Origin of the sequence: Microbacterium luteolum, from assembly GCF_039533965.1 — a bacterium.
GTDB lineage: Bacteria > Actinomycetota > Actinomycetes > Actinomycetales > Microbacteriaceae > Microbacterium > Microbacterium luteolum.
The window spans coordinates 1,200,082-1,212,985 of the sequence record NZ_BAAAUN010000001.1 but is presented as its reverse complement, the minus strand read 5'-3'; the positions used below and the strand labels follow the sequence as shown (position 1 = coordinate 1,212,985).

At 68.5% G+C, this 12,904-nt stretch carries 12 protein-coding genes; 5 read left to right on the top strand and 7 right to left on the bottom strand.

The genetic code is table 11. The annotated features are described in order from the left end of the window. Nucleotides 1-105 precede the first annotated feature (105 nt). The gene (locus tag ABD648_RS05965; RefSeq protein ID WP_282214055.1) at nt 106-2,046 is read right to left on the bottom strand and encodes an ABC transporter ATP-binding protein; all 1,941 of its coding nucleotides are present in this window, start codon (nt 2,044-2,046) and stop codon (nt 106-108) included. 81 nt (nt 2,047-2,127) lie between these two features. After that, entirely contained in the window at nt 2,128-2,334 is a 207-nt protein-coding gene (locus ABD648_RS05960) for an AsnC family protein (protein WP_282214054.1), read from the bottom strand. A 108-nt stretch (nt 2,335-2,442) separates the two neighbouring features. On the opposite strand from ABD648_RS05960, the gene ABD648_RS05955 reads away from it, so the two are divergent. Together ABD648_RS05955 and ABD648_RS05950 are read left to right on the top strand one after the other, a co-directional pair. After that, the gene (locus ABD648_RS05955) at nt 2,443-3,474 is read left to right on the top strand and encodes a S66 family peptidase (RefSeq protein WP_282214053.1); all 1,032 of its coding nucleotides are present in this window, start codon (nt 2,443-2,445) and stop codon (nt 3,472-3,474) included. 29 nt (nt 3,475-3,503) lie between these two features. Then, nucleotides 3,504-4,148: an HAD-IA family hydrolase gene (locus tag ABD648_RS05950; protein WP_282214052.1), complete on the top strand. Its 645-nt coding sequence runs from the start codon at nt 3,504-3,506 to the stop codon at nt 4,146-4,148. Here ABD648_RS05950 and ABD648_RS05945 read toward each other — a convergent pair. Further along, on the bottom strand, nt 4,145-5,605 hold the full coding sequence (locus ABD648_RS05945) for an MFS transporter (protein ID WP_282214051.1): 1,461 nt from the start codon (nt 5,603-5,605) through the stop codon (nt 4,145-4,147). The genes ABD648_RS05950 and ABD648_RS05945 overlap by 4 nt on opposite strands. Before the next feature lie 97 nt (nt 5,606-5,702). On the opposite strand from ABD648_RS05945, the gene ABD648_RS05940 reads away from it, so the two are divergent. Then, the gene (locus tag ABD648_RS05940; protein WP_282214050.1) at nt 5,703-6,200 is read left to right on the top strand and encodes a metallophosphoesterase family protein; all 498 of its coding nucleotides are present in this window, start codon (nt 5,703-5,705) and stop codon (nt 6,198-6,200) included. After that, entirely contained in the window at nt 6,197-6,685 is a 489-nt protein-coding gene (locus tag ABD648_RS05935) for a GAF domain-containing protein (RefSeq protein WP_282214049.1), read from the top strand. Before ABD648_RS05940 ends, ABD648_RS05935 begins: the two co-directional genes overlap by 4 nt. An 8-nt stretch (nt 6,686-6,693) precedes the next feature. Here ABD648_RS05935 and ABD648_RS05930 read toward each other — a convergent pair whose 3' ends face one another. From ABD648_RS05930 to ABD648_RS05915, 4 genes are all read right to left on the bottom strand, one after another. Next, nucleotides 6,694-8,424, bottom strand: coding sequence for a glycoside hydrolase family 35 protein (locus tag ABD648_RS05930; RefSeq protein ID WP_282214048.1), 1,731 nt, complete (start codon nt 8,422-8,424; stop codon nt 6,694-6,696). A gap of 99 nt (nt 8,425-8,523) precedes the next feature. Further along, nucleotides 8,524-9,879 (bottom strand): ABC transporter substrate-binding protein, encoded by a 1,356-nt coding sequence (locus ABD648_RS05925; protein WP_282214047.1) that lies wholly within the window; start codon nt 9,877-9,879, stop codon nt 8,524-8,526. Between the two features lie 66 nt (nt 9,880-9,945). Next, nucleotides 9,946-10,791: a carbohydrate ABC transporter permease gene (locus ABD648_RS05920; protein ID WP_282217513.1), complete on the bottom strand. Its 846-nt coding sequence runs from the start codon at nt 10,789-10,791 to the stop codon at nt 9,946-9,948. Between the two features lie 46 nt (nt 10,792-10,837). Continuing rightward, entirely contained in the window at nt 10,838-11,755 is a 918-nt protein-coding gene (locus ABD648_RS05915) for a carbohydrate ABC transporter permease (protein ID WP_282214046.1), read from the bottom strand. 159 nt (nt 11,756-11,914) lie between these two features. Here ABD648_RS05915 and ABD648_RS05910 point away from each other — a divergent pair, with 159 nt between their 5' ends. Beyond that, nucleotides 11,915-12,901 carry a LacI family DNA-binding transcriptional regulator gene (locus ABD648_RS05910; protein ID WP_282217512.1) on the top strand — a complete coding sequence of 329 codons (987 nt, stop codon included), beginning with the start codon at nt 11,915-11,917 and terminating at the stop codon, nt 12,899-12,901. Nucleotides 12,902-12,904: the final 3 nt, after the last annotated feature.

The following is a 12,904-nucleotide window of genomic DNA, read 5'->3' as shown; positions in this document are numbered from 1 at the left end:
AACCCATGGCTGAGTGTGTCTCCGGTGTCCCGCCTTCGCGTCTGTCTGCATCCCGGTCGTTGAGCGAGCTTGCGAGACGAAACGCCCCTGGGCTCGTCGAAGGGCTCAGGCCAGCAGCTGATGACGCGCGAGATCGCGGTACAGCGGGGTGGATTCCACCAGCTCGGCATGCGTTCCCTGCCCGACGACGACGCCGTCCTGCAGCACGACGATCAGGTCGCTGTCGACGACGGTCGAGAGGCGATGCGCGATCACGACGAGCGTGCGATCCGTCGACACGGCGTCGATGGCCTCCCGCATCCGCTGCTCGTTGACGCCGTCGAGTGACGAGGTCGACTCGTCGAGGAGCAGGATCGGCGCGTTCGTCAGCAGCGCACGCGCGATCGCGAGGCGCTGGCGCTCGCCGCCGGAGAGCATCACGCCGTCCTCACCCACGGGGGCCTCGAGTCCGAGCGGATTGCGCTCGAGCACGTCGCCGAGGTTGACCGCACGCAGCACGCGCTCGCAGTCAGCGTCTGAGGCGTCGGGTGCTGCGAGGCGCAGGTTCTCCGCCAGCGTTCCGGCGAGCGTGGGAGCATCCTGCTCGACGTAGCCGAACTGCGCGCGGAGCTCGTCACGCGGGTACGTGCGGGCGTCGTGGCCGTGCAGCCGGATCGAGCCTCCGGTCGGGTCGTAGAAGCGCTCGACCAGCGACAGGATCGTGCTCTTGCCGGCGCCGCTCGGTCCGACGAGGGCCACGCGCGCGCCGCGCGGCACGAGGAAGGACACGCCCCGCAGGACCTCGTGGTCCGGGGTCGCGGCCGTCTCGGCATCCGCCTGTTCGAGGTGGGCGTCGGCGAGCAGGTTCCGCGCCTCCTTCGCTGCCGCCTGCCGGGCGGCGACGACGTTGGCGGGGTAGTGGAAGCGCACGTCCCGGAACTCGATCGCCGGCTCGGCATCGCCGACGGGCTGAGGGGTGGGTCCCTGACTCTCCCTGGGCCCCTGAGCTTCCCTGGGCCCCTGAGCCTGTCGAAGGGACGCCGCGATCCTCTCGTCGTCCTGGGTCTCGGTCGGCAGATCGAGCACTTCCTGGATGCGTCCGAGCGCTCCGAGAGCCTGGTTGACCGAGGTGATCGCACCGAAGGTCGTGGCGAGGGGCATGACGAGCAGGAACAGGAACATGATGAACGCGATCAGCGAGGCGATCGAGATCACGCCGGCCGCGACGCGGAAGCCGCCCACGCCCAGCACGACCAGGAGCGACAGCTGCAGGGCGATGCCGGAGACCGGGACGACAAGCGAGGAGATCTTCGCGATCCGCACCCCGATGCCGTACGCGTCGGAGGCGAGCTCCGACACGGCGGCGGTCTCGCGCTCGGTCGCACCCGACGCGCGGACCGTGCGGATCGAGCCGATCGCCCGCTCGACGCCGGACGCGAGCTCTCCGACTTTCTCCTGCTGCGCGGTGGACGCGGTGCGGATGCGTCCGCTGAGCAGTACGACCGTCACGACCGAGAGGCCGATCACGATGACGATGAGCAGCAGCAGGACCGGGTCGATCACGAGCATCGCGATGAGCGCGCCGAGGAAGAGCACCGCGCTGCCGACGGCATCCGCCAGCCCCTGCGTGAGCACCGCGTAGAGGAGGGTGGTGTCGGTGCCTACGCGCGAGACGAGGTCGCCGGTGCGGCGGGCGTCGAACTCGGAGACCGGCAGATGCAGGATGCGGGCGATGAGCTTGCGCCGGCTGGAGTACACGACGGCAGTGCCGGTGCGCTGCAGGAGGTAGTGCTGGAAGCCGGAGATGATCGACGACACGATCACGAAGCCGACGAGGAGCCACACCAGGATGCCTAGCGTGCCGCCGGATTGCACGGCCTCGATCACCTGCCCGACGAGCAGGGGCTGCACGAGCGAGGTCGCGGCGCCGACGACGCTCAGCACCGCGACGACGATCAGCGTGCGCTTGTGCTCGAACAGGAACGGGAGGAGCTGGCGGAACGTGGCGCGGGGGCCTTCGGGCTGCGCGCCGCGTCCGCGGCGGCGTGGTGTCGCCGTGCGGGACATGCGGGACCTCGATCTGAGAAGGGTACTTAGAACGTACTTCGTGCGCGCGGGGATTCTGTGGATGGGCTGTGTGCCCGGACCTCAGTGCCGCCCGTACTTCCGGTGCGCGGCCTGCTTGCTCACGCCCAGCGCGCTCGCGATCGCCTGCCACGAGTAGCCGGCGTTCCGCGCTCGGCGCACCTGGGTCTCCTCGGCGCGGGCGACCTCCTGGCGGATGCCGGCGAGCCGGTGCAGCTCGGCCAGCGGCTCGCCTTCCGGGTCGGTCGCCTGGGCGGTGGATGCGCTCATGTCCGCGCTCCTCTCTCTTCGTCTGCTTCTTCGCCTGTCTGTCAACTTATATTGACGTCGTCTCGCCGTCAACCCATGTTGACCTTTCGAGTCCGGCAGACTGGACGGATGCTGGCCGCACCCAAGCTCGTCCCCGGCGACCGCGTCGCCATCCTCTCGCCCGCGTTCGCTGCGCCCGCCGTCGCGCCGGCGCTGCACGAACAGGCCCTGCACCGCCTCGAGGAGCTCACCGGTCTGATCCCGGTCGAGTACCCGACGACGCGCCTCCTGGGCGCCCCGCCGGAGGCCCGCGCAGCGGATGTGAACGCGGCCTTCGCCGATCCCGGCATCCGTGCCATCCTCGCCACGATCGGCGGCGACGACCAGATCCTCGTGGTGCCGCATCTCGACCCCGCGCTTCCTGTGGCCGATCCCAAGCCGTTCGTCGGCTACAGCGACAACACGAACATCCTCAACTGGCTGTGGAGCCTCGGCGTCCGCGGGTACTACGGAGGCTCCACCGCGGTGCATCTCGGCCCCGGACCGGGCGTGGATGACATCCACCTGCGGTCGCTGCGTGCGCTGCTGCTCGACGGCGAGTCCCTCGCCATCACCGAGCCGGGGGAGTCGGAGGACGTCGGGCGGCGCTGGGACGATTCGCGCGCTCTCACCGAGTTCGGCGACCGCACTCCGACCGAGGAGTGGACGTGGGCCGGTCCTGCGAAGCGCGTGGAGGGGCGCACCTGGGGAGGCTGCCTCGAGGTGATCGACGGACTCGCGCTCGCCGATCGCCTGCCCGCGGCTGACGAGCTGACCGGGGCGATCCTGCTGCTGGAGACGAGCGAGGAGCGCCCGTCCGCCGGGTGGGTCGCCCGGTGGCTGCGAGGACTGGGGGAGCGTGGCATCCTGAGCGCGGTGTCAGGTGTGGTCGTCGCGCGCCCGCCGGTCAGCGATTTCGAGTTCCACCCGTCGGCCGAGGAGGCGGCTGCGCTCCGCGCGGCGCAGCGGGATGCCGTGCTCGATCAGGTCGCCCGCTACAACCCGGATGCCGTCGTCTGCATCGGCGTCCCGTTCGGCCACACCCGCCCGCAGTGGATCCTGCCCTACGGCGGCACGATGGTCGTGGACGGCGCGGCTCGCACCATCGTCGCTGAGTACTGACTCCCGGCGCCCTGTTCTAGGGTGTCCGGATGGCTGACGTGAGATGGATCCTGTTCGACATCGGCGGCGTGCTCGAGGTCGTCGACGACGACACCTGGCAGGAGCAGTGGTGGCAGCGCTGGTCCGATCGTGCGGGCATCTCGCGCGCCGAGGTCGATGCGCGTGTCGAGGACGCGGATCTGCCCCGGATCGATGTGACGACCGGTCAAGCCGAGGAGTTCTGGTCGGGACTCGGGTCTGCTCTCGAACTCGATCCCGAACAACGCGGAACCATGCGCGCGGATTTCTGGGACGCGTACTGCGGCACCGGGAACACCGAGCTGATCGAGTACGCGCGCTCCCTCCGCGGTCGGGCGCGCACCGCCATCCTGTCGAACTCCGCCGACGGCGCCCGCGAGGAGGAGGAGCGACGATTCGGCCTCTCCGAGATCTTCGATCCGATCTGCTACAGCCACGAGCAGGGCGTGAACAAGCCCGACCCGCATGCGTACCTGCTCGCTCTGGACCGCCTCGGCGCGGCCCCGGAAGACGCCTTCTTCATCGACGACCACGCCGAGGCCATCGCGGGAGCGGCGGCCGTCGGCATCCGTGGCATCCTGCACCGCCACAACGCCGAGACGATCACCGCGATCGAGACGTTCCTCGCCGGCGGTGCCCCCGTCGCCGCGGGCTAGCGCGTGGCGGGCGCCGCGACCCCGAGGTCTTGCTCGAAATCGCGGTCCTTCGTCTCCGGAGAGAAGATCAGCGCCACGAACGTCAGCACGCCCATCGCCGACAGGTACAGGCCGACGAGCCACGGAGCCCCGCCGCCGAGCTCCCAGAGCCAGACCGCGATCAGCGGAGCCACGGCGGCACCCAGGATGGACGACACGTTGTACGAGATGGCCGAGCCGGTGTAGCGCACGTTCGTCGGGAACAGCTCGGGCAGCAGGGCGCCCATCGGTCCGAAGGTCGCGCCCATCAGCATGAACCCGATCACGAGGAACGCCTGCACGAGAGTCGTGGTCAGGCGCGGATCGGCGGTCGGCAGCAGGAACAGGTTGAAGCTCAGGCCGAACACGATGATGAGCCCGGTCACCACCAGCAGGACCTTCCGGCGGCCGAACTTGTCGGCGAAGGGACCGGAGAGCAGCGTGAAGATGCCGAAGAACACGACGCCGACGATCTGCATCAGCACGAAGTCGGTGTAGCCGAAGCCGAGTCCGGGATAGAACTGGGCGGCGAACGCCGACGCGTCGAAGTCCTTCCCTGCGGCCTCGGCGGCGGCCTGGGCCGCGGCGGATGCCGTCTCGAGCGAGGCCGCCTTGGTGCCGTAGGCGAGCGTGAAGTTCGTCATCAGGTAGAAGAGCACGTAGGTCGCCAGCATGATGAAGGTGCCGAGGATCAGGTGCCACCAGTGGTGGCGGAAGACGGTCGCCAGCGGGAGCTTGCGGACGGCACCCTTCTTCTCCGCGTTCTTGAAGGTGTCCGATTCGACGAGTCGCAGGCGCACCCACAGGCCGATGATGACCATGACGGCGGAGAACAGGAACGGGATGCGCCAGCCCCACGACAGGAACGCCTCGGACTTCAGCGCCGGGTTCTCGGAGTGCGGCAGCAGCCAGTTGATGCCGAGGAACAGAAAGTTCGCGATGATGAAGCCGAGCGGCGCGCCCAACTGCGGGAAGGTGCCGTACCAGGCGCGCTTGCCCTTCGGAGCGTTCTCGGTCGCGACCAGGGCGGCGCCCGACCACTCGCCGCCGAGCGCGAATCCCTGCGCGAGGCGCAGGACCAGGAGCAGGAGTGCCGCCCACCAGTTGATCTGCTGATACGTCGGCAGCACGCCGATCAGGAACGTGGCGATACCCATCGTGAGCAGGGAGGCGACGAGCGTCGCCTTGCGCCCGAACTTGTCGCCGAAGTGCCCGAACACGACGGCGCCGATCGGGCGGGCGACCATCGCGGCGCCGAACACGCCGAACGAGGCGAGCAGCGAGGTCGTGTCGTTGCCGGTCGGGAAGAAGAGCACGGGGAACACGAGCACGGCCGCTGTCGCGTACGCATAGAAGTCGTAGAACTCGATCGTGGTGCCGACGAGGCTGGCCGTGATGACGCGGGAGCGCGGATTCGCGGGCGCGGGTGCAGTGCTCAAGGTGCTTCTCCGTTCAGTGCCTGGATGCCAGGGACTCGGGCGAGTTTACGCCTTCCTGAGTGTTGGCTGTGTGCGATGCTCCGCTAGCGTGTCGAGGATGACGACGCGGATCCTGCTGCTCGCCGACACGCACGTGCCGAAGCGGGCGAGACGACTGCCCGAGGGCGTCCTGCGGGCGGTCGACGAGGCCGACATCGTGGTGCATGCGGGGGACTGGGTGGACGTGCCGACGCTCGACCTGCTCGAATCGCGGGCACGCTCGTTCCACGGGGTCTACGGCAACAACGACGGCCCCGAGCTGCGGGCACGGCTGCCGGAGATCGCCCGGTTCACGGTCGAGAACGTCGACGTCGCGGTCATCCACGAGACCGGTGCGGCCACCGGTAGGGAGGAGCGGATGGACGCCGCCTTCGCCGGCGTCGATCTGCTCGTCTTCGGGCACTCGCACATCCCCTGGGACACCGTGTCGCGCGCGGGCATGCGGCTGCTGAACCCCGGATCTCCCACGGATCGCCGCCGTCAGCCGGTCTGCACCATGATGTGGGTCGCGATCGATGGTGCGTCGATCGAGGCGACGCTGGTGCCGGTTCGATGAGCGAGATGCCGGTCTATCGCGCGCCGATGCGCTCGCGCGACGATGCGGTACCCCGCGGCGTGGGGCCGGAGCGGGCGCTCGAGCTCGGCATATGCGGCATCGGCGGCAGGCTGGAGCCGGCTCCAGGCTCACTGGCCGAGGCGTTGGTCACCGCGGACGCGCAGTCCGGCATCCGGTTGGCGTGGCGTATCGAACGGTTCGCGAAGGCGCCCATCGGTGCGTTCGTGTGGACGAGGGATGTCGACGGCCTGACCTATCTCGGACGCATTGCCGGCCCCTGGGAGTATGACCCCGGAGAGGACGCCACCGCCGCGGACCTCGTACACATCCGCCGCTGCGAGTGGCTCGCTGAACCGATCGACCAGGTGGAGGTGCCGGCCGGTGTGCGGGCCACCTTCGCCCGTAATGGTCGGAACTGGCAGCGCATCCACGATGATGATGCCGAGCGGTTGTCCGCCGGGCTCTGGTACGCGCACCGCGACTGAACCCCGGCTCACTCCTCCGTGTCGCCGAGGGACAGCGCGCCGACGAACGCCGCCCGTGGTGCCACGAGGTTCTCCAGCTCGAGCACGATGAGGCGGTTCGCACCCGCGCGGGTCGCAGGCGCGGGGACGTACAGCGTGCGCTGCGGCCCGTTGCGCCAGTAGCGGCCGAGGAAGAAGCCGTTGACGAACGCGTAGCCCTTGCTCCACTCCGACGTATCGACGAACAGGTCGCCGGGCTCTTCGAGGGAGAAGTCTCCGGCCCACGCCCGCGGTCCGTCTGCGGTGTCGGCGCCCGATCGTTCGCCGAACTCCGCGGCGATGGCCGCGACGTCGAGCGGCGTCGAGCGCCATCCCGTCAGAGGCACGCCGTCGAGCGTCACCGCGCCGAGCAGCCCCTTCTCCTCGCCGAGTCGATGGTCGTAGTTCACGCGCCCCTGGTCTTCGACGAGGATGCTGAGCAGGCCGCCGGCCGGGATCCGGACGCTGCGGTCGTGGCGCGTCCGCGAGAGCGTGCCGACCGGCTGCCCGGCGACGCTCACCCACGCGAGGTCGCGGACGTCGTCGACGGCGAGCAGACCACCCGCGCCATGCAGCTCGACGTCGTAGCGCACGAGGGCGCTGAGGTGCGAGAGATCGTCGAACGTCTGCGGCCGGTCGGTGACGGGACCGGATGCCGCGGCATCCGTCCACGCGCCCAGGGGAGCGAGCGCGACGTCGAAGGCCGGCGCCGCGGCGGTCCGGGTCGGAAGCTCCTCGGGGACTGGGGCGTATCTCGCGATCACCTCGCGGAACGCGAAGAACTTCTCCGTGGGGTCGCCGGCCTCGTCGAGCGGAGCGTCGTAGTCGTAGGAGGTCACCAGCGGCAGGTAGCGGCCCTTGTCGTTCGCGCCGTTGGTGAGCCCGAAGTTCGTGCCGCCGTGGAACATGTAGACGTTCACGGAGGCACCGGCGGCGAGCAGCACGTCGAGGTCGGCAGCGGCGGCGGAGACATCGGTCGTGTGGTGCACACCGCCCCACCAGTCGAACCACCCGTCCCAGAACTCCGAGCACATCAGGGGTCCGGTGGGCTGGTGCTTCCGGAGCGTCGCCAGTCGCTCGGCGCTGCGCGAGCCGAAGGAGCCGGTCTTGTGGAGCTCGGGGAGGCTCCCGTCCGCCAGCATCTGATCGACGGGCTGATCGACCGTGGTGAGCGGCACGGTGATGCCCGCATCACGGGTGACGGCGACCAGCGCTTCGAGGTACGCCTTGTCGGCGCCGTACGCGCCGTATTCGTTCTCGATCTGGACGAGCACGACAGGCCCTCCGCGGTCGATCTGCCGCGGCGAGACGATCTCGTAGACCCGACGGAGGTAGGCGCTCACGTCCGCCAGGAACGCCGGCTCCGAGGAGCGCAGCTCGCGCTCGCCGCCGGTGAGCCAGACGGGGAGACCGCCGTTGTGCCATTCGGCGCAGATGTACGGTCCGGGCCGGACGATCGCGTCCATGCCCTCCGCGTGCACCAGGTCGAGGAATCGACCGAGGTCGTTCCATCCGCTCGCGTCCCACTCGCCGCGCCGCGGCTCGTGCGCGTTCCAGGCGACATAGGTCTCGATGGTGTTCAGGCCCATGAGCCGCGCCTTGTGGATGCGGTCCTGCCACTGGTCCGGGTGCACCCGGAAGTAGTGGATGGCGCCCGCGATCACCTGGTGCGGCTGTCCGTCGCGGAGGAAGTCGGCGTCGCCGATGGAGAAGGAGGTCACGTTTTTCGCAGTGCTTTCGGTGGAGGATCAGACCGCGCTGGGGACTCCTGGGTCCCTGAGCCTGTCGAAGGGCCCGGGCCCCCAGCGCGGCCGATGGCGTTACTTGTTGACGGCGAAGCCCTGGTCGTTGCCGTACTCGACCAGCGCGTCCTGCCAGGCGGTGAGGCCCTCGTTCAGGTCGCTGCTGTTCTGGTACGACTGCCCGACGGTGTCGCCGAAGATGCTGTTCGCGTACACCTGGTAGGGCAGGTAGCTCCAGCCCTCGACCACGTCATCGGCGGCAGCCGCCAGGACCTCGTTGATCTTCTGGCCACCGAAGTACTCCGGCGCGTCGGCCAGGAACTCCTCGCTCGACAGCTCAGCGGTCGTCGACGGGAAGCCGCCCGACTCGAGGAAGATGGAGATGCTCTCCTCCGAGTTGTTCAGCCACCACAGGAAGCCCGCAGCGAGTTCCGGGTTCTTGCTCTGCTTCGTCACGGCCTGGCCGCCGCCGCCGTTCTCCGCGCTCGCCGCCTTGCCGTCGTAGGTGGGCATCGGCGCGACGCGCCAGTCGCCGGCGCCGTCGGGAGCTCCCGAGATCAGGTTGCCCGGCATCCAGGCGCCGATCACGAGCGTGGCGATGCTGCCGTCGCCGAGGGCGCGGAACCACTCGTCGCTCCAGCTGCTGGTCGGCGCGACGAGGTCCTCCTCGACGAGGCGGTTCCAGTTCTCGGTCCACTTCTTGGAGCCCTCGTCCTGCAGGTCGAGGGTGACGTCGGTTCCCGAGGTCGCGAACGGCTTGCCGCCCGCCTGCCAGATCATCGACGTCGCGAAGCCCGCGTCACCGGTGTCGTTGGTGATGTACGCGTCGGGGTTCGCCGCATGGATGGCCTTGGCGGCCTCGTAGTACTCGTCCCACGTGGTCGGCACGGCGATGCCGGCCGCGTCGAAGACGGCCTTGTTGTAGAAGAGCGCCATGGGGCCGGAGTCCTGGGGGAGGCCGTAGATCGCGTCGCCGTCGGTCACGGAGTTCCAGGTCGAGGCGGTGTAGTCGTCCTCGAAGTCGGCGAAGCCGTACTGGGAGAGGTCGACGAAAGCGTCGGTCAGGGCGAACTGCGGCAGAGCGTAGTACTCGACCTGCACGACGTCCGGAGCGCCGGAGCCCGCCTTGATGGCGTTCTGCAGCTTGGTGTACTCCTCGTTGTTGGTGCCCGCGTTGACGAGGTTGACCTTGACGTTCGGGTACTCCTTCTCGAACGCCGCGACCTGGTCCTCGGCGGACGGGGTCCACGACCAGTACGTGATCTCGCCGCCCTTCTCGAGGGCCGCCTCCACGGAGTCGAACGAGCCGGTGCCGGAGCCGCCGCCGGCGTCTCCGCTGCCGCCGGTGCTGCAGCCGGCCAGCGCCAGCGCTGCCACGGTTCCTGCCGCGAGCACTGCGAGGGTGCGCCGCGTCGGTGAGGGAAGGTGCTTCATTGCTGTGTCCTTTCGGGGGGTGCGATCCGGCATCGGAGCGCGGGGGTGATGCAGGGGTACGGGAGGCTACTGCTTGACGCTTCCCGCGGTGAGACCTGACTGCCAGAAACGCTGCAGCAGCAGGAAGGCGATGACGATCGGGATGATCGTGAGGAGCGAGCCCATGATCACGAGGTTGTAGATGGGCTGGGATCCGGCACCGATCGCCTGCGAACTCCACTGGTTCAGGCCCACGGTGAGCGGGTACCAGGCGGGGTCCGACAGCATGATCAGCGGCAGGAAGTAGTTGTTCCAGGTGGCAACGACGGTGAAGAGCGCGACGGTCACGATGCCCGGAGCGAGCAGCCGCATCGAGATCGTGAAGAACGTGCGGAACTCTCCTGCACCGTCGATGCGCGCCGCCTCGAGCAGCTCGGTCGGCACCGACTCGGTGGCGAACACCCAGATGAGGTACAGCCCGAATGGACTGATCAACGACGGGATGATGACCGCCCACGGCGTGTTCGTCAGTCCCAGTTCGCTGAAGAGCAGGAACGTCGGGACCGCGAGCGCCGTGCCGGGCACCGCGACCGCTCCGAGGACGACGGCGAAGACCGCGCGGCGGCCGGGGAAGCGGTACTTCGCCAGACCGTAGCCCGCCATGGTGGCCAGCAGCGTCGCACCGCCGGCGCCCACCACGACGTAGAGCAGCGTGTTGCCCAGCCAGCGCAGGAAGATGCCGTCGCGATACGAGAACGTGGCTGCGAGGTTGTCGAAGAACGCGAAGTCGTCGGCGAACCAGAGGCCGAACGAGCTGAACAGCCCCGACTGGGTCTTGGTCGAGCTGAAGAGCAGCCACACCAGGGGAACGAGCGTGTACAGCGCGTAGACGACCATGACGATCAGCAGCGTGTTGGACTTGCGCGGGTTCATCGGGTCGTGGCGCTTGCGCGAGGTGCGGGCGAGGGGGAGTGCCATGTCAGCGCACCTCAGACTTCGAGCCGCGCAGCTGCACGACGTAGGCGATGACCGCGGTGATGACGCCCATGATGATGGCGATCGTCGCGGCGTAGTTGAACTGCTGGCCCGCGAACGACAGGTTGTACGCGTACATGTTCGGCGTGAAGAACGTCGTGATCACGTTGGGCGCCAGCGGGCGGAGGATGTTGGGCTCGTTGAACAGCTGGAAGCTGCCGATGATCGAGAAGATCGTCGCGATGACGAGGGCTCCGCGGACGGAGGGGATCTTGATCGAGAAGATCGTGCGCCAGGCGCCTGCACCGTCGAGCGAGGCGGCCTCGTACATGTCGGTGGGGATCGTCTTGAGCGAGGAGTAGAAGATCAGCATGTTGTAGCCGACGAACTCCCACGTCACGATGTTGCCGATCGAGACCAGCATCCACTCCTTCGCGAAGGGGGTGACCGCGTCGATGCCGAGGAAGTCGTTGACGTTGCTCGCGAGACCGAACTGGTCGCCGTAGATGTAGCCCCACATGAGAACGGCGACGACGGCGGGCACGGCGTACGGCAGGAAGATGATGATGCGGAAGAAGGATGCTCCGCGCAGTCGGGCGCTGTCGAGGGCGAGTGCCGCGCCGAGGGCGAGGATCAGCATGATCGGCACCTGCACGACGAGGAAGATCAACACGCGGCCGAACGCCTCCCAGAACTGCGGGTCGCTCAGCGCGCGGACGTAGTTGTCGAGGCCGACGAATGCGGTGCCGCCGATGAGCTTCTCCTGGAAGAAGCTCAGGTAGAGCGCGTAGGCGAGAGGTGTCAGGAACACCAGGGCGAACACGACCATGAACGGGCCGACGAAGGCCCATCCCTTCCAGTCGCGCTTGTCGCGGCGTCGGATGCCGAGGGCTCCGAGTGCTGCGGGGTTTTCAGTCGTCATCGACGAGACCTTCTTCGAGTAAGTGCGCTCGATGCGCCATGTGTCTACGTCAACATATGCGATCGACTGCTAGTGTGTCAACGTCAACATATGAATGGATGGTTGATCGTGTCCTCGGAGCATCTGGCAGAGCCCTCGCAGCGTCGTCGCGAGCCGTCGATGGAGGACGTGGCACGGGAGGCCGGGGTCTCCGGTCAGACCGTCTCGCGCGTGGTGAACGCCCGCGGATACGTCGGCGCCGCCACGAGAGAACGCGTCGAAGCGGCCATGCAGAGCCTCGGCTACCGACCGAACAGCGCCGCCCGCGCCCTGCGATCCGGTCGCTTCCGCACCATCGGCGTTGTGATGTTCTCGTTCAGCTCGTACGGCAACCAGCGCACGCTCGACGCGATCGCCGTGCGCGCCGCGCAGCTCGGCTACGCCCTCACCCTCATCCCTGTCGAATCGAGCGCGGGGGAGACCGTCGAAGGCGCCTTCCGCCGACTCGAGGAGCATGCGGTCGACGGCATCATCATCGTGATCGAGGCCCATCAGCTCGATGAGGCCGACATCGAGATCCCCGCCGCGCTGCCGGTCGTGTTCGTGGACTCGAACCGCGGCGACCTGCATCCGTTCGTCGACACGGACCAGGCTCAGGGAGCGCGGCTCGCGACCGAGCATCTGCTCGATCTCGGACACGACACGGTCTGGCATGTCGCCGGGCCGGCGAAGTCCTATTCCGCTGAGCGACGTCGTGAGGCCTGGCGGGCGACCCTCGACGCGCGCGACCGCGCCATCCCCGAGGTGCTGCAGGGCGACTGGTCTGCCGCATCCGGCTATGAGGCTGGCCTCCGTCTGCGCGAGATCGACGATGTGACGGCGGTGTTCGCCGCGAACGACCAGATGGCGATCGGCGTGCTGCGCGCGTTCCGCGAGGTGGGTCGCGAGGTGCCGGGCGATGTCAGCATCGTCGGTTTCGACGGACTGCCGGATGCCGCGCAGCTATGGCCACCGCTCACGACCGTTCAGCAGCATCCGGAACGTGTCGGCGCGCTTGCGGTCGATGCCCTTCTCGCCGAGCTCGACGGGGAAGAGCGGGTGCATACGCCGCTCGTCGGCACCGAGCTCATCGTGCGCGAGAGCACGGGCGCCCCGCGGGTCCGCTGAGGT